Source organism: Weissella thailandensis, from assembly GCF_001932615.1.
Taxonomy (GTDB): domain Bacteria; phylum Bacillota; class Bacilli; order Lactobacillales; family Lactobacillaceae; genus Weissella; species Weissella thailandensis.
Genome location: NZ_CP014332.1, coordinates 1409757 through 1427315 on the forward strand (window position 1 = coordinate 1409757; position 17559 = coordinate 1427315).

Sequence of the window (17559 nt, forward strand, 5' to 3'; positions counted from 1 at the left end):
CCTTATATTTTTAGTCCTAATAGTCGTGCATTATCTAGTACGAAATACTTAAATGCATCAACCGTGTGGTCATCTACTTTAATTACCCTTGGATCGTCTGTTTCAACTGTCTTTTCATCCCAACGATAATTACGGTGTTGTTCAATGAATACTTTGTTAGATTGATTGTCTAGATAATAAAAACGACCACTTGCTAATAATGAGTAGACACTATCAATCATTGTTGTATTTTTCTTCTTAGCCACTGGATGCCAACCAATACGATAATCTCTGAAATACTGATTACGTAATGCTGCCTCAGCACTATCAATAGTACGTTTAACGATTGGTAATTTACCCCACGGTTTATCAGATTGATTTTTAATAAAATCATGTATCTTAATTGATAAATCACTGGGTGCCAACTTAATTGACTGGCCAGCTGGTGAATAATAATACGTATCTAATAAGATGACTTTTTTCTTAGCTGTCACACCGAATAGCACTACTGTTGTCGCTGAATTAGCATGTCCAGCATCTAACGCATAGGCAACTTGCGTTATTGGATCATCATTTGGTATTTCTTGTAATGGATGAAACATATCCATATTGTAGACGTTAGTTCCTAATCCAACAGCTTCACCTAAAAATTGCCAACGATAATAGTCTGGATCACTAACTTTTGATTGTTCAATTTCTTTTACATACTGGTCTGATAGAAACTTCATCTGATCATCCAGGTATGTTGAATGGTCAACTAGCCAACCATCTATTGTCTTGCGTTCCTCAGCCCATTGATTTACCCAATCATACGGATTTCTAGGTGGATTATACGAATAAAAGGTAACAACCTGCTTGTCGTTGGGTAATTTAGCACGAGTATAGGTTAGGCGGACTGTATCCACCTCTTCCCAGCTGTCGAATTCAGCTAACTCTTCAAACCACAATGAGCTAACATATCCCTTAGCTATTTTCTGTGATTTCTGTTTCATAGGATCATCAACCCCAAAGAAATAAAAGCCACTGCCTGTTACCCTATCAACAATCTTTAATGGTGAACGCATATATCGAAAACGTTTTTCAAATCCTAGCGTAAAGATGGCCCATTTAATTTGCTCATACACTGAACCAGCTAATGTATTACCAACTTTACGAAACACAGCAACATTTGCCATTTTATCTGCTAAAAAATCAGTCACGATTTTAATGGAGATGGCAGATGATTTAGTTGAAGCTCGACCACCTTTCAATACGAAATTTGAATACTCAGGACGAAAGAACAAATAATCAAAATGTGGATTACTTAAATTAGCAACATTAATCTTCATTATCATGTCCTTCCTTTTGCCTTTCCGCAAATACTAAGTGAATCTCATCATAGGCACTAGAATCTTCTATATACTCCTTAGCCTTAGCTTCTGCGATATCAGCTTCAGCAGTCAGCTTGCGCAATTGTTGTTCCATTACCTTGTCATTATCCGGACAACGTTTCAATATCTCTTTGGCTGCGCTTATCCGTGTTTTAACATCAGGTTCTTTTTTAACCTCTTCAGCGCCCATTGGCGTACCTATAACGACCGTTTCTTTAACATCACCTCTAACTACACTAGTTAGGAATTCAACGGCTTCCTTAGCGGTCATAATACGATTATCTTCGATCACTTTCATGCGTTCATCTATGTAATCTTTTATGACAAGTTTTGACAAGTTTTCAGGACCAATTCGATTAGCTGTTCTCTTGCTATAGCCTGCTTTAATCGCTGCCTGTGTCGCATTACCGGACTTGATGTATTCATCTGCAAACCGCTTTTGTTTCTCCGTCAGTTTCATTACATATCACCACCTCGCTTTTTCTTTTGCTCTTCTTCCTTGCGTTTCTTTATCTCTTTGTCAATTGAACCAATAATGTGGTTCTCCATTTGCCTGTACCATTCGTTACTAATCTTTGTTCAACCACCATAGCAACGTGAATATTGCAGCAAGAGCAATGATCCATGACAATATCGTACCAAGCACTACCGCCAACACTATTTTAATAAGCAAGCTAACCATTGCTACGCCCCTTTCATTGCAAAATAAAAAGGCAACAATCTTTTGATTGTCACCTTACATGCAGCTTACTTTTTATTCAATTTCTGCTTGATGTCGTCCATCACTTCTTCAACAACTTCTTTTGCATCAGAAAGTTTGTCCTTAGCTTTTTCAGATACTTCTTTAGCCTTTTCTTCTAGTGCCATAGCAATGCCCCCCTTGGTTAAAATTTTCGTAGCAACGTTACTAGATTATTGTAGGCATATGCATACTATTAATCAATAAATAGGTACTTTACTTTGAACGATATCCGAAAATTGCTGAAACAACCAATACAAGAATAACTGCACCGATGATAGATGGGATTAGTGCCATACCTGCCAGTGAAGGACCCCAAGTCCCAAGAAGACCTTGACCAATCCAAGCACCTAACAAGCCAGCTACGATATTAGCAATCCACCCCATCGCAGCCCCACGATTTGTAATCGCACCGGCAACTGCACCGATAATGGCTCCCACAATTAATGACCAAATCATAATAATTCCTCCATAATGAACATAATAAAATGAAGATTCAAGATAAATCTACGAAATTGATTATACCATATATATTTCACCTGTATACTTGTCCACTTTTGAAAAGTAAAAAGGCTACCCGATTGGATAACCTTTTATAATTATGTATCTGATGAGTATCGAACTCATTTCTTACTAAATCAGAATCTTTCACCTCACAGAATGGAGATAAATAATTTATTGCATTACCTAATATGCTACAAATACACGCCTATTCATTCAATCTAATTAATACATAGAAGAACCAACTTATAATGATTGAACATCATTAACGGTCTCTCTAAACGAATAAGTTCAATAGAATTAACTATACCATTATTATTCCCATTATGCAAAGTATTTTATAATAGATAAACTATGCAAGTGGTTAGGATTTGCACCTAACAATCTGATATTTTTCAGAGTTTCTAACCGAGTATTATTAGTAACACTCGGACTTTACCTATTCCGCCACACTTGCTATGAATATTAACCGCCAAATAGCTGCAACCACAAAGACACTAAATGCTACGGACGTTAATATTTACGTGTAACAGGAATGAGCAATCACAAAATTAAGAAATAAGAGGAATTCATATAACTATTTTTCATCTGTTCCACAATACATATTATGCGCTGTTTTTAGGCTTGTAACCGCCGTTTTCCCGCCATAATACTGACACCGTTTTCAACTGTTGAATATAAATGACCTGCAATACCGCTTTTGAAATCATCACGCCACCTTAAACAAGTCCGTTCCCCGATATGTTCATTCAGTGATATTTCAACCCAACTTTGCCCTTTGCCATAGTAGGCTTTCAACACTCGTTGTTGTTTTGCAATGGTAATGACGTAAAACGAGTCTATGATGTCTTTTTGCAATATCCATTGTTGCAGTTGCGTGTCTCTTTGCTCACGTATCATACGCAACTCTACTGGGTTGTTATAATCGTTTTGCTTACGTCCACCACCAATATTTTCGTCAGGTGTACGATCGCTATTAAATTGCAATTCCATTTTGCGCAAACGGATATTAGTTGCTAGTCTACCTGTAAAATAATCACTCAATAACTTATCTAACCTATCCGCCATTTGCACACCTCCCTAATGATATACGTCTATTGTTATTATACCATTTATAGTATTATAAGTTGTTTCAAAAATGTTAAAAACCGCTACATATCAGCATGTAACGGCATTTTATACACGAAAAAGTCGCCACATTTCTGCAACAACCTTCTTTATTATTTATTATCAATATTTTCTTTATTTGATTTGCCCTTGCTATAACCTAACTGATATAAAGAAACGCCTACAGCTATAAAACTCAATGATAGTGAAATCCAAGTGATCATGTTCATCTATTATCCTCCTAATTACTGAAATCTACTTTTGCATAATTTATGTTGTATAAATCTTTATGTTGTTTTAGTCCTTGCTCATCTTGGTTTAAAACATGTTTTAAATTCTTCATCGTTGCATCGAACTGTGGACGAGTCGATATATCTAAGTCCAATTCATCTTCATCACCAGCTACCTTAGTTCGATCTTTACGCATATTATTAGTTGCATCTTCAGACAGCTTAACAACAGTATTCAAGTCCTGACGATAGACTTGATAATTAATTGCGTCTATTTTTGGCAAAGTCGTCGGATCCACATCTTTAATAGTCTCTAAATTTTGTTTTAAACTATCTAATTGAATATTCAGTTCGCCATATCTCATATCAGCATCGCCTGATAACACCTTATAGTCTAATAATTTTAAATCATATTTTGCAAGCTCAGCAGAATTAATTAGTACTTGATGTGTATTACTACTATATCTTTTGCTCTCACTAAATTGGTAAACTGCTGAAACGCCTGCTAGTGCTAATGACAAGAACGATACTAACAATGGTATCCATAACCTAAACTTTTCACCCATATTTTCAGTTCCTTAATTTAATATATAACTATTATATCAACTTCTGATAGTGATCACGTTCCTCAACCAAATCTTGATATTCCATTTATTCCACCACCTTAATTGTTTCAGGGTGCAACCATGCTTGCATTAACTCATCCTCCCGTTCCGTTGCAATGAAATCACTGAAAGCCGGTACCTGACCTAATCCTTGCTTATACATGAACGTGCTAAACCCTGCATTAACTTCTTTGAATGACATCATTTGCTTCATTTGTATTTCAGTCATCTCAATCGTTGGTGCATAAGCTTCTTTTAAATGATAAATAAGTAATTCAATATCGCTTTGTTCCAAATGTCCCTTAACATGCATATAATCATCTAATTGTGGACCAAACCATGCATTAGCTCCCCTTTTACCTAGAGCTTTTGCTTTTTCTAATACATTATAAAATGTCATTACCATTCCTCCCGATCACTCAACGTCTTAACTTTCATAATCTGATACGCCTTGCCGTGATAAGCGCTTAACAGTTTCTCTAAATCGTTTCCGCTTGCCGTTACCAACGCTTTACCGTTAATATCTCTCGCAAGCGTGTTAAAAACGACATATTTTGGTGTTTCATAATTTTTGTGCATTTTTCTTTGTCCTCAATTAACATGTCAATATATTCACGTGCCTTTTTTAAATCTTCTAAGCCATTCTTTTTGTCAGCTCGTGCCACGTATTTAATCACGTTAGCAACTTTCCATGCAGACCGCCCTAGCATGTCCCCTACGATACTATTGATGTGGTCTTTAACTTCTTGTACCGTCACTCAATAAATAGTGCTTAGGGTGCTTTACAGCGTCATATATCATTACTCTTCCACCTCCAACAACTCTGGGTTCTCGTGGATATTACCGATTACAGTCATTTCATTGTCAAAATTTAAACTACCAAGTAACTCATCCGACATTATTTCTGAAGTATCATGGGCGTAATAACAACCATATTTGAATAAGACAGTGAAATTAATAAATTTTGAAGCCTTATGCTGTAAAATATCCCCTTCATAAATTTGAACGCCGTTTTTGTCTTTGAGTCCCGTGTACTGTTCAAGCACTGTACTGTCGTCATTGATCAAATTATCGGGTACTAAGGATACAAGCGCTAGATTTCTACCTTCATGCCAAAATTTATTGGTTTCGTTGTCCCACACCCTGAACTTAATCTCTCGCATTACTCTTCCACCTCAATAACTTCCTGATGCGCATTAGCCCAACTCTCGGCTTCTTCTTTGGTATCGAATTTGGTGGCAAGACGTAATTCAAACGTGGACGTCACTTCTAACACCCCACGTAAATTCAAAAGTTTCCAATAGTGCTTGTCACCGTCATCATTAACTTCTTTGCTCCGTACAATCCACTTCTTAGACTTCTCAACTTCAAACACGTCTTCGCCATTCATCCAACGAATGATTGCAATTAGGCGGTTGTTATTTTCGGTATCAGCGCCATTGACACCCCACCATGTTTCTATATGCATTGGCAATGTCTCAATATCATGAATATCCACAAAGCAATTTGATGCACGACTTAATGCACGTGTTGCCGTCCACTCTTCCAACTCATTCATAAACTCTTGTGACACAATATATTTCTCACTCATCTGCTCTTCCTTCCGCCCGTCATATACGATTATCCTGTCGACATCTAGGTCACCTAATTTGTCCCAAGAAATATATTTATCTCCGTTGCAATAAATAACATACGGAAATGCACGAAATGGGATAAAGTTAGTAGCATTTTCCCCGTTTCTCCACAATGCCCCTTTCTCTTCCAAATTTTCCAACACTTCACGCTCTTGTTTTTCATTCGCCACGATATATGCTTTATCTGTCATTAGTAGCCCCTATCAATCATCTTTCTTGCTTTTAATTTCATTCAATGCTGCAACGATGTATTCAACTTTGTCGGTAGTATCTACAGATATACCGTCGATAAAAATATTTTGATCTCCAATCCATTTAATTTGATTTAGATCATATGTGTTTGTTGGTCGGTAGTAAGTAACCAATGCGCCGTATCCATTTTCAAAACGATATTTTCGCTGTTCAATGTTTTCAGGTACTAAATATTTATCAAACTTACTATATTCGTCAGGACTGACTTGCCCTGGTCTAGGTATTGTTGTTGGTTTGATTCCTGGCGCTGATCTAAAATTTCCAAACATCTTCACACGGGCTCGCAGTCTTTCCACCCTTGGCTGTTTGTTCTAGTTGTTAGCGTGTACCACTTTACGCAGCTTCATCAGTTGCCTGTCGTCTTCTGGTATCTCATCAGTAAGCTTGCCATATCGGATTTCTAGCTCATGGACTAATGTCATCATTCTGTCGACATTAATTCTGCCAGGCTTTACACGTGGGTTTTCACGGTAATATCTACCCTTAAAATTCTTACCAGCTATCGTGAACTCTCTCAGATGCAACTTTTTAGCAATCTCTGCTACTGTATAGTCGTCTTCCCACATTTCAACGAATAGTTGGTACTTATATTCATGGTTGTTTTTAATCATGTGATTGGCTCCAATCTATTTCAACCCTTGGATTATCTTTATCAATACCTCTAAAATCGTCATACGTCGCCACCACGAAGTTTAAATTGTCGTTTGTCATAAATACCTGTCCACGAACTGAACTTGCCTGAAAGGCGTCAAAAATGAACTTATGCGTAAACGTCCAGTTGTCTAAGTCCGTGCGTCTGTCTGGCAAGTACCAGTCAAACTTAAATTTATTATTTGCTCCAATCGGAGCTAGTCCATCGACCATTGCTTGGTCAACTAGTGGCATGATTTTCGCTTGAATTTGATGCTTGCGTTTGTTGGCAATCATTCTTCCAGCACGCATACCATGGATCATAATCCAATTATTTAAGGTCATTTTGACTAACCGCATCTGGCCTTGCTTTTTCATTGGCAAAATAAATGCAGTTAGTGGAATGATTAACTTTGCCATTAAGCTACCCGCACAATCTTAAAATCACTGGGCTTCATGCCATAAACACTTGCTAGATATTCTTGTTGGTATGCCACCTGTTTCAAAGGAAATGCACCCCAATATCTATCTTCATTCAAAACATGGGCGTGTAGTTCATATTTTGGTTTTTCGTCCACCATTACACCTCCCTAACATCTGCCATATCGGTCATATCAATGACATGGTTTGGGTTGCTAGGAATTAACCTAGACAACGTTGCCATATCGTATTTTTTTGTTAAAGCTAACTCATTATCATTAGATGTGATAATCGTTGTTTTACCTTTTCTAGCGTCTGCTAGTCTAAATAACATGCCAGCCATTTTTTCTTTGGCTTCCCTTTGCGTATCTTTACCAAAATCATCAAGGATCAGTACGTCAACTTCTCGCATGTATTTCTCGACAACTGCTAGCTGTTGTTGCAATTTTTCATCATGAAATGATTGATACGTCATGTCCCGCCATTCAATCACTGATACAAACATATTCGTACACTTATCACTTAATCCGTCCATAATCGCCAAAGCTAATGAAGTTTTACCTGTGCCTGCTTCACCATTCAAAAATACATTAAATGGTTCTACTGCCAGTTGACGCATAATGCGATAAGCTTGATTACCAACTTCTTTTGCTCGTTGTTCATTAGCTTGTTTTTCGGGCAACCAGTCACTAAATTTAAATGACCGTGCCTTTTCCTCACCCCATAGACTTGCTTTAATATATTTTGTACGGTCTTGTTTCTCCCATTGTTGCGTAAACATAGCAGCTTCCTGTTTTTCTTTTTCTACTCGTTGTTCAGGCGTTAAATGAATAGGTTCAAGACCACGTTTTTTTAATTGGCGCACCCAATTTTCAGCTAGTGGCATGTTGCTCACGCTTTCTTTGGCGGTCAGCTAACCATTTAGCTTGCTCAGGGGTTAAATCACTTTCGGCTTGTCGATTAGACTGGTTGTCCTGCCAATTTTTTTCGTCTTTCTCATATTGTTCCAACGTCAGAATGTTTTTAGACAATTTATTATTTAAAATACCGTTGATATAACTAACGCTGTTTTTACCTGCTGCACTTGCTACTTCAATAGCTTTTAGTAAAATTTCTATTTCCATGCCATCTTGTTCATGAAATGCAATCAAATTATCAAAAGCGACTGAATTAGGACTGATAAAAATGCCGTTATCCTGTAATGAATTTAAAAGTTGCGTTTTGGCAGGAGTGACGACAGACGACTGCTTGTTATTTGTCTCTTGTTCTCTCTCTGTCTCTATATCTAACTCTTTATCTATCTCTTTCTCTACGTGACCCAACCGTGACCTAGGTGTGACAATGTCACGCTCGTTAGTTTTTGAACTAACTAATTGACGTTCTCTTTCACGTTGTCTGCGCTTTCGTTCAGTAGATGAGCTTTCAGATCCGACCATATTTTTCATAGATACTAATTCAACTTCATCTGTACCACTATCAACAAGAAGCCCTTTGTTATGCAGATAATTTACAGTCACTTGAACATTTTCATACTCTTCATCAATATCTAATGCAATTTCTTCAATGAAATTACTCGAAACATCTTCAAAGTATAATTTGCCATCAGTTTGTAAACTTTTGAGCAACATCTTTAAATAAATCACTGTGTAAGTGTCGCCTCCTGCAATTCTGCGCAAGGCTTTTATTTCTTTTCTGCTAAAAAAATTTTCTGGAAGCTTTAACCAAAAATATCGTTTATCACTCATTTTCAACCTCCTAGAACGGCAATTGGTCTTCAAAGTTATTGCCGTTGCCATACCCCTGTGATCCACCAAAATTATTTTGCTGTGGTTGTTGGCGTTGTTGATTGAAGTTTCCTTGCGGTGCTTGCTGTTGGTTGAAATTGTTTTGTCGCTGTGGCTGTTGATTAAAGTTATTTTGCTGTGGTTGACTAACCCCGCCTTGCTTACGTTGGTCAGTCACTTCCTTGCTTTCTAATAGCGAGAAGTTATTAACGACAACTTCGGTAACAAATACTTTTTGCCCTTGTTGGTTATCATAACTACGTGTTTGTAGTCGTCCTTCCAGTCCAATCAATGAACCTTTAGCGGTCATTTTAGCTAAATTTTCAGCCGCCTTACGCCAAATAACAAAGTTAATAAAGTCGCTACCTCGTTCACCATTACCGTCAGTAAATGAACGTTCAACTGCTACTGTTGCACTGGCTACGGCTGTACCTGACGTGGTATATTTCAACTCCATATCTTTAGTTAGTCTGCCAGTTAGTGTGACGTTGTTTATCATCGATTTCCTCCATTCGTTTGTAGGTCATAATGCCTATCTGATTTAATGTTTGTGGATCTAATAAAATTCCCTTAACGTGGTATTTTTCTTTGAATGTTGGCCAACCTAGTTTGTGGGCCTCTTGATGATGTTCACGACATAAAGCAATGAGATGCTTTTGCCGATGGTCAACTAAGTTACGGTCATTACCTATTCCTACACCATCTACGTGATGAATATCAGCGTGCTTACCACAAATAACACATGACCGATATTTCAACGATTGGTACATATACATATCCAAATCATCTTGATAAGTAAGTCCGCTATGTGACATTGGTATGTGGTTTCTTATCGCATAATCAAGTAAGAATGTGATAAATTCTCTTGCAGTTGTCATATCAGCATTTACAAAACTGAAATATGGTGTACCAGTTTCAGCAGTGAAATAGTATTTCAACCATTCCTTACACTCCTCTGGTACATAACCTGACCATCTAGCAATTTCGCCAATAATCGCATAAGCCTTTTTGCGTTGAACGTTGCTCAAATGTCGTTCATCTTGTACATTAACCACAACCTGTGGTTGGTCTTCGGTAGTAAACAGGGACAAGCTTGCCAGCTCTTCACGGCTTTCAAGCGTGACCGCTATTTGATTACCTTTAATCGCTGTAATTCGTCCCCAAAGTTCCATTACTTAATACCTGCGTCATTGATTGCGAATATTGCAGCACCAGCTAATACAGAAGCCTGTGCTGCTGTTAATTTATCCAAATCAGAATTATTATTATGTTTTTCTGTCATATTTGATGTGGCAAAAATTTGTGGTAATTTTTCCTTTGGTACTTCTTTCAATTTTTCCTTAAGCTTGGCAATAATTGCCTTGCGCATATTTTCTTGATTAATTTGTTCCTGCTTCAAAGCTGTGATTGCCTGTCCGTCGTCATCATCATCAGCCACTACTCCGAATGCGGCTGACAAGCTTCCACGTTTAGCATAAGTCAGGTTTGCTAGCGTTTGTGCTGGCGTAGATCCTTGCTCATACGTAACACCATCAATATGGAGCGTTTCTCCTGATGAGTGAATAATATTTGTAATAACCTGATGTGTAATTTTCCCATTTGCTGTTAACTCAGTACTAGTCGACTGATTATAGGTAAGTGGCACCTCCGCAGCTTTAATCGCTGACCTTACTGCACGGTCAATGTCATCAAGCCCTGCGTATGGTCCAAAGTGACCTTGCTTTGTTTTAGCGGGTTGAACCAAGCTCAACTGCATTTTTACTAAATCTTCATTTAATTCTGGTGTTGGTTGCCATTCTATTGATTTGTTCATTGTCGTTCCTCCGTATCAACTCGAATGCTGTTATCTTTGATGTAGCGTTCAAATTCCTCAGGTTTCAAATACCGTCCTGATTCAATTTCTCTCACATCAAGTTCGCCTAACTCGATCTCTTCGCCGTATATGGTGTATCCCCAGGGCAATTCGTCTTCTGGTGGGGCTATTAAATCATTTGGCATGTTGTACTCCTTGTGTTAAATTAGAAGGGTAATAGTAATTACCTTTTATTTACCTGAACGTCTGATCACTGCAATGGTTAGACGTTTTTTTATGTTCTTCCTGCCAACGCCCTTCACATTTCTTTGAATACATTCTGTCGTGTGATAGGTGCAACTTTTTAGCAATCACTTCTAAGTAATGACTGCGGTTGCTGTTTTTTATGTTTGGATATTTGTTGCGCATCTCAGCAAATTGTTGATAACGTTTCTCATATTCATCAGTTAACTCTTGATGTCTATTTGCCATTCACTACCTTCTTTACCTTGATACCGTCAGCTTTTGTCTTTCCATCAACTAGGCAAATAATTACCCAGCAGATGATGCGCAAAATGCCTTGTAAAATATCGAGTAGTTGCGATCTGTGCGTATAAATCAAATAGATCACGCACATTACACCAATCGTTGGCAAAATCGCTGCTAATGTTGCCATGCCTAGTAACTGAATGAACATTGCTATTTCTGCTAACATGTTATCCTCCCCATTCCTTTAATCGTTTTAAGCTATACCTGTTAGGCATTCGTTCAATATTCATTGCTGTAAATTCTTTGTCGTATCGAACTTTTTCATCGAAATAACTACGTGATACTGACAACAAACCAGCTGCTTCATCTGCCGTGACAAGTATCTTGTCTTTGATTTCAAATTTTGGAACTGGCTTTGCCATAATCAACCTCCTTTCTTTGTTGCTATAATTTAATTTGTGAGTGTCGCAATTCTTCCCTACATTGATGAAAGGAAAAGTAATGGATGTATAATAAATTTCTTTCTCTTCTGAAAGATAACGTGGTTTTATCTATCACTATGTCATCTGGCGTATTTTGCCTACTTTCGTTATTTTGTTATACTGTTCATAACAACATTAATGTTTTGTTATCTTGAAAGGAGCAATTATTTATGGGAATCACACCAAACAAGGAATTAGAGCTTCATGATCTTCGCCACCAATTAGGTACAGCACTGCGCAATACTGTTAAACATGTAGGCGGTCAAGCCAGCATTCGACTAGCTGACTATCCATCTTTAACTGCTGATGAAATAGTTTCTGAAGTTAAAAATAGTGGCCATACTGTTAAAAATATTGACAATACTTATTTAACTTTTAATTAATCATCTATTGAGAAAGTAACTTTTAGATATTTTTTCGATAGTTTCACTAACCTGTTCGCACTGCTTTGCTAGTGTTTCGGACAGGTTTTTTAGTTCAACTAAACCAGATGCATTTATTTGTGCAAGAACCATGTAATTTTCTGTTTGTGTCATGATTAAATCTCCTGTTCAATTGTTGGTAAAATGTCATCTACTTTTAGCAAGTTGTAAATGAATACACGTCCCTTTTGCGTCCATTTAGTATTCATTTTTACATCGCTGCTGCCATCTCTCTTAGTGATGTCAACCGTTGTGCTGAACGTATATCCTTTGTCTTGATACTTTGAATAAAGCACCCATTGACCACCAATTTTGTATTGCACGCCCAAGCTATGTAGCTTGTCATTCATTTGCTTTGCTGACCAACCATAGTCCTTTGCAATTTGTGTAATGGTTACCAGTGACTTTGATTGCATGATTTTGTCATAGTAATCAGCCTTAGGACGTGACTCTGAAACCTGTTGTGTGAGCAGTACATTCTTCTCTCGCTCATTTTTCAATTCCGTTGCTACCTTGATTAGTGTGTCAGGGCTTAATAAGATTTCTTCAATCTTTTCATTTGTTAGATAAGCACCATGCTTGCGAATGCTTGGCAACACTTCATGAGTTGTTCAATCTCTAAACTCACCAGCAACCCGTTTCATTTCAGAATTTCGTGATTGACGTGCTGCATCAAAAATCAAATCATACAAACCAGCTTCATTAATAACTGTCATTTGTTGTGTTCCAGAGGGGGTCGTAACTTGCGACCCCCTTCTATCTTTGCTATTAACATGTTTTTTTAAAGCGTCATTTGTATTGGAATAGCCCAAAATATTTGCAACATCTTTTCCTACGAACCAAGGTTCTTTATCAATTTCTACCGTTCGAACATTCATTTGTTCAAAATTGAATACTTGTACTTCATTTGCCATGTTTAAGCCTCCTTATGCTTCTTGTAATTGTTGTTGCTTGAATTTAATGTATTCGAGAGCTTTGTTCCAACGTTCTTCATCAAGCGGTGTTGCAGTCTTGCCTTCGCCCTGTATCATTTTTTTAACCAGACCACTCATTTGGCTTCTGCTAATTCCTAAGAACTCGCCCAGAACCGTTTGTGTTAGATGCGCTTTTGCAAGTTCCGCTTGCCAGTCCCAAGTATTTGCCATTTGCTCACCTCCTTTCTTTTTTATAAACAATGTTTATAAACATTGTTGACTTTGCCCCAATAGGGTACTACAATTACACACATAAAGAAGCGTTATAAAACGCCTAGTAATCCATTAAAAAATATTGTCTGTCAGCATTGTTTATTTATGGATTTGTGTTTTTGTACGCTGTTTAATAACTTGGTACATGAATTATTATGCCACCATAGGGTACGAATTGCAATAGTTTTGTGCCTCTTTATTATACTTTTTAGTATAGTAGAATGGAGAAACGTTGATATGACGCTATTTGAACGTATAAAAAAAGCTGCAAAAGAACGTGGTATTTCATTAACTGCGTTAAGTGTAAAATCCGGTTTGGGTGAAAAAACTATATATAAGTGGAAGGAGAAAGAACCTTCTGCAAACAGAATTAAAGCTGTTGCTGACGTCCTAGGCGTATCAGTCGACTACTTATTAGGTAACACAGATGATATGCACGCTAATAAAAAAGATGAAAGCACTGTTGATTTAATCGCTGCCCATTGGGGTATCGACCTAGACAACCTTTCTAAAGAAGAAAAAGCTATTGTCATGGCTCGTGCTCGTGATTACGTCAAGGGCCTTGTTGACGCTTTTGAAAGTAAATAAAAAAGCCACCCTTTGAGGTGGCATACATATACGTGCAACAACTGATCCACGTTAAAAGCTGTAGGAGAAGTAAATGGAGTCTATCAAATTTTTATTAAAAAGAACGCTACACCATCCCAATACTATGCCTTGGGCCTTCATCAGTACTAAGGTTGCAATAATGGCTAGTTATAACACAATCATTCGATATGGTTTTTCAGAAAAAATGCTTGAAAAAGTTTTCATCATTTACCCTTTGATCGTAATATTTATATATTGTTTGCGTACATACATTACCTTACCAATTGTTCTGAAGATACATAGCTACTTTCCAACTATATTAACTAATAATATTCCAAGACATATTAGTGTGCCTGTGCTCGTCATTACATTCAACGTTTCAATTATGATGGTTTTATTTACTGAAATGAATCGTCAACTATATCCACAATTTTTATCTGGCTATTTAGGCAATTGGGTGAAAACTTTTTTTGTCGCCATTCCCGTATTTTTCTTTGTCATTCGTCCTACTCTAGTTAACATATTCAAAAAATTAAAACAATCGTACCCTCTGTCATTGAAATAACAAAAGCCACCCTGCTGGTGGCATACATATACGTGCAGAAAGGATTCACGTTAAAAGCTGTTTAAGGAGTGGGCAAAATGGCTCGGGAAAAGAAACAAAAGAAACCATTTTTCAAAAGAATTTGGGTATGGGTAGTTATCATTATCATTGCTATTGCAGCATTTGGTTCATTGGGTGGAAACAAAAGCACAACGGCAAACAAAGAAGATACATCTAGTTCTTCTAATACAAGCAGTAAAAAATCAAGTAGCACGACAACAGTTGATACCAAAGGTGCTACAAAAAGCCAATTAGGTGCATTGCTAAAAGCTAAATCATACTCATCAATGATGCATATGTCTAAGCAAGGTATTTTTGCTCAATTAACAGCATCAGCTGGTGATCAATACAGTGATGAAGACGCACAATATGCAGTAGACCACTTGAAAGCTGACTATAATGCCAACGCTTTAAAGACAGCCAAGGCTTATTCAGACCAACAAAGCATGTCTAAAGAAGGCATTCGTCAACAACTAATCGCTACTGCTGGTGATAAGTTTACAGAATCTGAAGCGCAATACGCCGTTGATAATCTTAAAGCAGATTACAACAAAAACGCTCTGAATACTGCAAGAGACTACAAAAATCAACAAGGAATTTCTTCAGATGCAATTAGAGAGCAACTAACTTCATCATACGGTGAGCAATTCACGGCACAAGAAGCTGATTACGCAATTCAACATCTAGGAAATTAAAACAATAAAAAACACGTACACTCCCATCGCCAAACAGTAGTGTACGTGCATTCCCATATTAACAAAGCGAAGTTTCCTGCGCTTTTATTTAACGTATCTAGTATATCAGACCTGGATATGTCGGTAAACTATCTATATTTTTTACATGAAAGGTTAGGTTTAAACTAATATGGCAAGCATTTATAAACGTGGCAAAAGTTATACCGCCAGCGTTTCTGTTAAAGATGGACCAAAGTACCGTAAGAAATCTAAATCTGGTTTCAGAACTAAATCTGCTGCAAAAGCATGGGCCGTTGAAATGGAAAATTACAAAGCTAAGGGTTTTGTTTCTTTTGATGAAAGCCAACCGTTATCAGAATATTTTCATGACTGGTACACTACCTATAAATTAGATATGTCTCGTGCCACACAAATGTGGTATCACACAACTGAATTGTATATCGAAGAACATATGCAAAACGTTACGCTTGGTTCACTAAACCGCCCTACTTTTCAGCGATTTTTGAATACACTAGCTAAAAAATATTCAGATGAGACTGTTAATAAAGTACGTAATATCATGCACCAGGCTATTAAATCAGCCATATATGACGACATCATCTTTAAGGATCCGATTGATGGTATCTATGCCAAAGGTAAGCAAGGTAAATCTAGCGACCTTAAATATCTTGAAGAGCCACAGATGAAAGCATTAGTTGATTACATTCAATCTATTAACTTAACGGACCGAACCGATTCAGACATGATGATATTACTAGCCTTGAATACCGGTGTCCGATATGAAGAAGCTGCAGCCTTAACTTGGCAAGATATGAATCAAGGTGTTATTTCCATTAACAAAGCCTGGGAACAAGTTGAGCGTGCTATAAAAGAACCAAAGACTAAGTCATCAGTTAGAAAAATTTCGGTGCCTGCAACATTGCTTGAACAATTTTATACGTGGAAACGCCCAGAAAGAGCCACAGACTTCGTTTTTGGCATGCCGAGACCAATTACAAGTGCAGCAGTTAATAAACGCTTAAAAGTCGATTTACAAGCAATTCAATCACCTAAAATAATTACCTTTCACGGACTGCGCCACACACATGCAAGTTGGCTATTATCTCATGGCGTGGATATTCAATACGTATCTGCCAGATTGGGACACAAATCAGTTGGTATGACCTTACGAGTTTACACTCACATGCTGGATAATTTGAAGCGAGAAGAAGATGAAAAGTCAGTTAATCTGTTGGAAAATTTGTAGCAAATTTGTAGCAAATTGTAGCAAAAATGGTGGTAAATCATGGTATCTCATGGTAAAAGTAGATTATTTTTAAACACAAAGAAACCCTGTCATATCAACGGTTTAAGCCGATATAACAGGGTTCTTAGCGGTTTATTGAATTTTAACCTGAGTGCCGTCGACAGGAATCGAACCTGCACGAGATAAATCTCACACCGACCTGAACGGTGCGCGTCTGCCAGTTCCGCCACGACGGCATACCCATTACATAACAATGATAACTATAACAGAAATCAATGTCATTGGGTAGTATTTTTATAGCTTTTGCTTTGCTAAGGCTGCAAAACTAAGCTGTTTTCTGTATAAATTATATTGGGAATGCTCATAGCGATGTAATGGAAAATCAGTTGATTCTTGCCAATCGGACCAATTTTCCTTTAGGCGCCATGTCGACAAAATAACAAGTTCATGTGCATTCGTTGTTTTTTGTAAAATATACGAACTAATAAAGCCAGGTGTTTCAATATCTTGCTTACTTGCTTTATACCGCCGAATAAAATTGTCTCGTTCTAAATCATTCAGTCTAATAAAAGTAAAATTCATCCAACCTCTTAGTTCATCAGTCTCCCCATGGCTAGCAAGAATCTCATACGTTACCGGCATAGCGAATACTGACTTTTTATCAGTTGTTTTTTCCAATAATTCATACTTTTGCCGATCGGACTCATCACTCATCAGTAGAAGTCCGCGTTCTAAATTATTATTTCGCACATTTTGTAAAACATCCTTTGATCCAAACGTCACATGTAAATACTCAGTCATTA

General features: G+C 37.4%; 30 protein-coding genes, 1 tRNA gene and 1 pseudogene. 5 read left to right on the forward strand and 27 right to left on the reverse strand.

Going from position 1 to position 17559, the window contains the following annotated elements; translation table 11 throughout:
- Nucleotides 1-2: 2 nt before the first annotated feature.
- The 22 genes from FOL01_RS06915 to FOL01_RS07015 all read right to left on the reverse strand — a co-directional run bounded on the left by FOL01_RS06915 (nucleotide 3) and on the right by FOL01_RS07015 (nucleotide 11954).
- Entirely contained in the window at nucleotides 3-1307 is a 1305-nt protein-coding gene (locus FOL01_RS06915) for a PBSX family phage terminase large subunit (protein WP_286010508.1), read from the reverse strand.
- The gene (locus FOL01_RS06920) at nucleotides 1297-1809 is read right to left on the reverse strand and encodes a terminase small subunit (RefSeq protein WP_075269945.1); all 513 of its coding nucleotides are present in this window, start codon (nucleotides 1807-1809) and stop codon (nucleotides 1297-1299) included. The genes FOL01_RS06915 and FOL01_RS06920 overlap by 11 nt, the downstream gene beginning before the upstream one ends.
- 495 nt (nucleotides 1810-2304) lie before the next feature.
- Entirely contained in the window at nucleotides 2305-2547 is a 243-nt protein-coding gene (locus FOL01_RS06925) for a GlsB/YeaQ/YmgE family stress response membrane protein (protein ID WP_286010489.1), read from the reverse strand.
- Nucleotides 2548-3207: 660 nt separating this feature from the next.
- Entirely contained in the window at nucleotides 3208-3657 is a 450-nt protein-coding gene (locus FOL01_RS06930; RefSeq protein ID WP_075269947.1) for a DUF722 domain-containing protein, read from the reverse strand.
- Nucleotides 3658-3937: 280 nt separating this feature from the next.
- The gene (locus FOL01_RS06935; protein ID WP_075269948.1) at nucleotides 3938-4492 is read right to left on the reverse strand and encodes a hypothetical protein; all 555 of its coding nucleotides are present in this window, start codon (nucleotides 4490-4492) and stop codon (nucleotides 3938-3940) included.
- Between the two features lie 85 nt (nucleotides 4493-4577).
- A complete protein-coding gene (locus tag FOL01_RS06940) occupies nucleotides 4578-4931 on the reverse strand; it encodes a hypothetical protein (RefSeq protein WP_075269949.1) in 354 nt (117 codons plus the stop codon).
- A gap of 100 nt (nucleotides 4932-5031) precedes the next feature.
- A complete protein-coding gene (locus FOL01_RS06945) occupies nucleotides 5032-5241 on the reverse strand; it encodes a DUF3310 domain-containing protein (RefSeq protein WP_083603458.1) in 210 nt (69 codons plus the stop codon).
- Nucleotides 5242-5331: 90 nt separating this feature from the next.
- Entirely contained in the window at nucleotides 5332-5694 is a 363-nt protein-coding gene (locus FOL01_RS06950) for a YopX family phage-derived protein (RefSeq protein WP_075269951.1), read from the reverse strand.
- Nucleotides 5694-6356 (reverse strand): hypothetical protein, encoded by a 663-nt coding sequence (locus tag FOL01_RS06955; RefSeq protein ID WP_075269952.1) that lies wholly within the window; start codon nucleotides 6354-6356, stop codon nucleotides 5694-5696. The genes FOL01_RS06950 and FOL01_RS06955 overlap by 1 nt, the downstream gene beginning before the upstream one ends.
- A gap of 12 nt (nucleotides 6357-6368) precedes the next feature.
- Nucleotides 6369-6713: a hypothetical protein gene (locus FOL01_RS06960; protein WP_156835003.1), complete on the reverse strand. Its 345-nt coding sequence runs from the start codon at nucleotides 6711-6713 to the stop codon at nucleotides 6369-6371.
- Between the two features lie 15 nt (nucleotides 6714-6728).
- On the reverse strand, nucleotides 6729-7028 hold the full coding sequence (locus FOL01_RS06965; RefSeq protein ID WP_075269954.1) for a hypothetical protein: 300 nt from the start codon (nucleotides 7026-7028) through the stop codon (nucleotides 6729-6731).
- Entirely contained in the window at nucleotides 7021-7467 is a 447-nt protein-coding gene (locus FOL01_RS06970; protein ID WP_083603459.1) for a hypothetical protein, read from the reverse strand. The genes FOL01_RS06965 and FOL01_RS06970 overlap by 8 nt, the downstream gene beginning before the upstream one ends.
- Nucleotides 7467-7628, reverse strand: coding sequence for a hypothetical protein (locus tag FOL01_RS11110; protein WP_156835004.1), 162 nt, complete (start codon nucleotides 7626-7628; stop codon nucleotides 7467-7469). Before FOL01_RS11110 ends, FOL01_RS06970 begins: the two co-directional genes overlap by 1 nt.
- Nucleotides 7628-8353, reverse strand: coding sequence for an ATP-binding protein (locus FOL01_RS06975; protein ID WP_075269955.1), 726 nt, complete (start codon nucleotides 8351-8353; stop codon nucleotides 7628-7630). Before FOL01_RS06975 ends, FOL01_RS11110 begins: the two co-directional genes overlap by 1 nt.
- A complete protein-coding gene (locus FOL01_RS06980; RefSeq protein WP_075269956.1) occupies nucleotides 8340-9212 on the reverse strand; it encodes a putative phage replisome organizer in 873 nt (290 codons plus the stop codon). Before FOL01_RS06980 ends, FOL01_RS06975 begins: the two co-directional genes overlap by 14 nt.
- A 10-nt stretch (nucleotides 9213-9222) precedes the next feature.
- The gene (ssb, locus tag FOL01_RS06985) at nucleotides 9223-9750 is read right to left on the reverse strand and encodes a single-stranded DNA-binding protein (RefSeq protein ID WP_075269957.1); all 528 of its coding nucleotides are present in this window, start codon (nucleotides 9748-9750) and stop codon (nucleotides 9223-9225) included.
- The gene (locus tag FOL01_RS06990; protein WP_075269958.1) at nucleotides 9713-10423 is read right to left on the reverse strand and encodes a putative HNHc nuclease; all 711 of its coding nucleotides are present in this window, start codon (nucleotides 10421-10423) and stop codon (nucleotides 9713-9715) included. The genes ssb and FOL01_RS06990 overlap by 38 nt, the downstream gene beginning before the upstream one ends.
- Nucleotides 10423-11064 carry an ERF family protein gene (locus FOL01_RS06995; RefSeq protein WP_002828463.1) on the reverse strand — a complete coding sequence of 214 codons (642 nt, stop codon included), beginning with the start codon at nucleotides 11062-11064 and terminating at the stop codon, nucleotides 10423-10425. The genes FOL01_RS06990 and FOL01_RS06995 overlap by 1 nt, the downstream gene beginning before the upstream one ends.
- Nucleotides 11061-11249, reverse strand: coding sequence for a hypothetical protein (locus FOL01_RS07000; protein WP_075269959.1), 189 nt, complete (start codon nucleotides 11247-11249; stop codon nucleotides 11061-11063). Before FOL01_RS07000 ends, FOL01_RS06995 begins: the two co-directional genes overlap by 4 nt.
- Before the next feature lie 49 nt (nucleotides 11250-11298).
- The gene (locus tag FOL01_RS07005) at nucleotides 11299-11535 is read right to left on the reverse strand and encodes a hypothetical protein (protein WP_075269960.1); all 237 of its coding nucleotides are present in this window, start codon (nucleotides 11533-11535) and stop codon (nucleotides 11299-11301) included.
- The gene (locus tag FOL01_RS07010) at nucleotides 11525-11758 is read right to left on the reverse strand and encodes a hypothetical protein (protein WP_075269961.1); all 234 of its coding nucleotides are present in this window, start codon (nucleotides 11756-11758) and stop codon (nucleotides 11525-11527) included. Before FOL01_RS07010 ends, FOL01_RS07005 begins: the two co-directional genes overlap by 11 nt.
- 1 nt (nucleotide 11759) lies before the next feature.
- On the reverse strand, nucleotides 11760-11954 hold the full coding sequence (locus FOL01_RS07015) for a hypothetical protein (RefSeq protein WP_002828472.1): 195 nt from the start codon (nucleotides 11952-11954) through the stop codon (nucleotides 11760-11762).
- Nucleotides 11955-12184: 230 nt separating this feature from the next.
- Here FOL01_RS07015 and FOL01_RS07020 point away from each other — a divergent pair, with 230 nt between their 5' ends.
- Entirely contained in the window at nucleotides 12185-12397 is a 213-nt protein-coding gene (locus FOL01_RS07020; RefSeq protein ID WP_075269962.1) for a hypothetical protein, read from the forward strand.
- On the opposite strand, the gene FOL01_RS11115 is transcribed toward FOL01_RS07020, so the two are convergent.
- The 3 genes and pseudogenes from FOL01_RS11115 to FOL01_RS07030 all read right to left on the reverse strand — a co-directional run bounded on the left by FOL01_RS11115 (nucleotide 12398) and on the right by FOL01_RS07030 (nucleotide 13581).
- Nucleotides 12398-12550 carry a hypothetical protein gene (locus tag FOL01_RS11115; RefSeq protein ID WP_156835006.1) on the reverse strand — a complete coding sequence of 51 codons (153 nt, stop codon included), beginning with the start codon at nucleotides 12548-12550 and terminating at the stop codon, nucleotides 12398-12400. It lies immediately after the preceding gene.
- A 2-nt stretch (nucleotides 12551-12552) separates the two neighbouring features.
- Nucleotides 12553-13350, reverse strand: a pseudogene (locus FOL01_RS07025) (phage antirepressor).
- Between the two features lie 12 nt (nucleotides 13351-13362).
- On the reverse strand, nucleotides 13363-13581 hold the full coding sequence (locus FOL01_RS07030) for a MarR family transcriptional regulator (RefSeq protein WP_075269963.1): 219 nt from the start codon (nucleotides 13579-13581) through the stop codon (nucleotides 13363-13365).
- Nucleotides 13582-13860: 279 nt separating this feature from the next.
- Between FOL01_RS07030 and FOL01_RS07035 the strand changes: the two genes are divergently transcribed.
- From FOL01_RS07035 to FOL01_RS07050, 4 genes are all read left to right on the forward strand, one after another.
- Entirely contained in the window at nucleotides 13861-14211 is a 351-nt protein-coding gene (locus FOL01_RS07035) for a helix-turn-helix domain-containing protein (RefSeq protein ID WP_075269964.1), read from the forward strand.
- Nucleotides 14212-14284: 73 nt separating this feature from the next.
- Nucleotides 14285-14776: a DUF2798 domain-containing protein gene (locus tag FOL01_RS11380; protein ID WP_075269965.1), complete on the forward strand. Its 492-nt coding sequence runs from the start codon at nucleotides 14285-14287 to the stop codon at nucleotides 14774-14776.
- A 77-nt stretch (nucleotides 14777-14853) separates the two neighbouring features.
- On the forward strand, nucleotides 14854-15510 hold the full coding sequence (locus tag FOL01_RS07045) for an Ltp family lipoprotein (protein ID WP_075269966.1): 657 nt from the start codon (nucleotides 14854-14856) through the stop codon (nucleotides 15508-15510).
- A 169-nt stretch (nucleotides 15511-15679) separates the two neighbouring features.
- A complete protein-coding gene (locus FOL01_RS07050) occupies nucleotides 15680-16756 on the forward strand; it encodes a site-specific integrase (protein WP_075269967.1) in 1077 nt (358 codons plus the stop codon).
- Nucleotides 16757-16908: 152 nt separating this feature from the next.
- On the opposite strand, the gene FOL01_RS07055 is transcribed toward FOL01_RS07050, so the two are convergent.
- Both FOL01_RS07055 and FOL01_RS07060 read right to left on the reverse strand, forming a co-directional pair.
- Nucleotides 16909-16992, reverse strand: a tRNA-Leu gene (locus FOL01_RS07055).
- Between the two features lie 58 nt (nucleotides 16993-17050).
- Complete coding sequence (locus FOL01_RS07060; protein WP_075269968.1) at nucleotides 17051-17557, reverse strand: antibiotic biosynthesis monooxygenase family protein; 507 nt, start codon at nucleotides 17555-17557, stop codon at nucleotides 17051-17053.
- Nucleotides 17558-17559 lie beyond the last annotated feature (2 nt).

What these genes read in the sequence shown, in the direction of transcription:
- FOL01_RS06955 (WP_075269952.1), bottom strand. Translation starts at nt 6,356, where the DNA reads ATGACAGATAAAGCATATATCGTGGCGAATGAAAAACAAGAGCGTGAA.
- FOL01_RS06995 (WP_002828463.1), bottom strand. Translation starts at nt 11,064, where the DNA reads ATGAACAAATCAATAGAATGGCAACCAACACCAGAATTAAATGAAGAT.
- FOL01_RS07010 (WP_075269961.1), bottom strand. Translation starts at nt 11,758, where the DNA reads ATGTTAGCAGAAATAGCAATGTTCATTCAGTTACTAGGCATGGCAACA.
- FOL01_RS06915 (WP_286010508.1), bottom strand. Translation starts at nt 1,307, where the DNA reads ATGAAGATTAATGTTGCTAATTTAAGTAATCCACATTTTGATTATTTG.
- FOL01_RS07045 (WP_075269966.1), top strand. Translation starts at nt 14,854, where the DNA reads ATGGCTCGGGAAAAGAAACAAAAGAAACCATTTTTCAAAAGAATTTGG.
- FOL01_RS06930 (WP_075269947.1), bottom strand. Translation starts at nt 3,657, where the DNA reads ATGGCGGATAGGTTAGATAAGTTATTGAGTGATTATTTTACAGGTAGA.
- FOL01_RS06990 (WP_075269958.1), bottom strand. Translation starts at nt 10,423, where the DNA reads ATGGAACTTTGGGGACGAATTACAGCGATTAAAGGTAATCAAATAGCG.
- FOL01_RS06935 (WP_075269948.1), bottom strand. Translation starts at nt 4,492, where the DNA reads ATGGGTGAAAAGTTTAGGTTATGGATACCATTGTTAGTATCGTTCTTG.
- FOL01_RS11110 (WP_156835004.1), bottom strand. Translation starts at nt 7,628, where the DNA reads ATGGTGGACGAAAAACCAAAATATGAACTACACGCCCATGTTTTGAAT.
- FOL01_RS11115 (WP_156835006.1), bottom strand. Translation starts at nt 12,550, where the DNA reads ATGACACAAACAGAAAATTACATGGTTCTTGCACAAATAAATGCATCT.
- FOL01_RS06970 (WP_083603459.1), bottom strand. Translation starts at nt 7,467, where the DNA reads ATGGCAAAGTTAATCATTCCACTAACTGCATTTATTTTGCCAATGAAA.
- FOL01_RS07060 (WP_075269968.1), bottom strand. Translation starts at nt 17,557, where the DNA reads ATGACTGAGTATTTACATGTGACGTTTGGATCAAAGGATGTTTTACAA.
- FOL01_RS06945 (WP_083603458.1), bottom strand. Translation starts at nt 5,241, where the DNA reads ATGCTAGGGCGGTCTGCATGGAAAGTTGCTAACGTGATTAAATACGTG.
- FOL01_RS07020 (WP_075269962.1), top strand. Translation starts at nt 12,185, where the DNA reads ATGGGAATCACACCAAACAAGGAATTAGAGCTTCATGATCTTCGCCAC.
- FOL01_RS07050 (WP_075269967.1), top strand. Translation starts at nt 15,680, where the DNA reads ATGGCAAGCATTTATAAACGTGGCAAAAGTTATACCGCCAGCGTTTCT.
- ssb (WP_075269957.1), bottom strand. Translation starts at nt 9,750, where the DNA reads ATGATAAACAACGTCACACTAACTGGCAGACTAACTAAAGATATGGAG.
- FOL01_RS11380 (WP_075269965.1), top strand. Translation starts at nt 14,285, where the DNA reads ATGGAGTCTATCAAATTTTTATTAAAAAGAACGCTACACCATCCCAAT.
- FOL01_RS06975 (WP_075269955.1), bottom strand. Translation starts at nt 8,353, where the DNA reads ATGCCACTAGCTGAAAATTGGGTGCGCCAATTAAAAAAACGTGGTCTT.
- FOL01_RS07015 (WP_002828472.1), bottom strand. Translation starts at nt 11,954, where the DNA reads ATGGCAAAGCCAGTTCCAAAATTTGAAATCAAAGACAAGATACTTGTC.
- FOL01_RS07005 (WP_075269960.1), bottom strand. Translation starts at nt 11,535, where the DNA reads ATGGCAAATAGACATCAAGAGTTAACTGATGAATATGAGAAACGTTAT.
- FOL01_RS07030 (WP_075269963.1), bottom strand. Translation starts at nt 13,581, where the DNA reads ATGGCAAATACTTGGGACTGGCAAGCGGAACTTGCAAAAGCGCATCTA.
- FOL01_RS07035 (WP_075269964.1), top strand. Translation starts at nt 13,861, where the DNA reads ATGACGCTATTTGAACGTATAAAAAAAGCTGCAAAAGAACGTGGTATT.
- FOL01_RS06920 (WP_075269945.1), bottom strand. Translation starts at nt 1,809, where the DNA reads ATGAAACTGACGGAGAAACAAAAGCGGTTTGCAGATGAATACATCAAG.
- FOL01_RS07000 (WP_075269959.1), bottom strand. Translation starts at nt 11,249, where the DNA reads ATGCCAAATGATTTAATAGCCCCACCAGAAGACGAATTGCCCTGGGGA.
- FOL01_RS06950 (WP_075269951.1), bottom strand. Translation starts at nt 5,694, where the DNA reads ATGCGAGAGATTAAGTTCAGGGTGTGGGACAACGAAACCAATAAATTT.
- FOL01_RS06980 (WP_075269956.1), bottom strand. Translation starts at nt 9,212, where the DNA reads ATGAGTGATAAACGATATTTTTGGTTAAAGCTTCCAGAAAATTTTTTT.
- FOL01_RS06925 (WP_286010489.1), bottom strand. Translation starts at nt 2,547, where the DNA reads ATGATTTGGTCATTAATTGTGGGAGCCATTATCGGTGCAGTTGCCGGT.
- FOL01_RS06940 (WP_075269949.1), bottom strand. Translation starts at nt 4,931, where the DNA reads ATGACATTTTATAATGTATTAGAAAAAGCAAAAGCTCTAGGTAAAAGG.
- FOL01_RS06965 (WP_075269954.1), bottom strand. Translation starts at nt 7,028, where the DNA reads ATGATTAAAAACAACCATGAATATAAGTACCAACTATTCGTTGAAATG.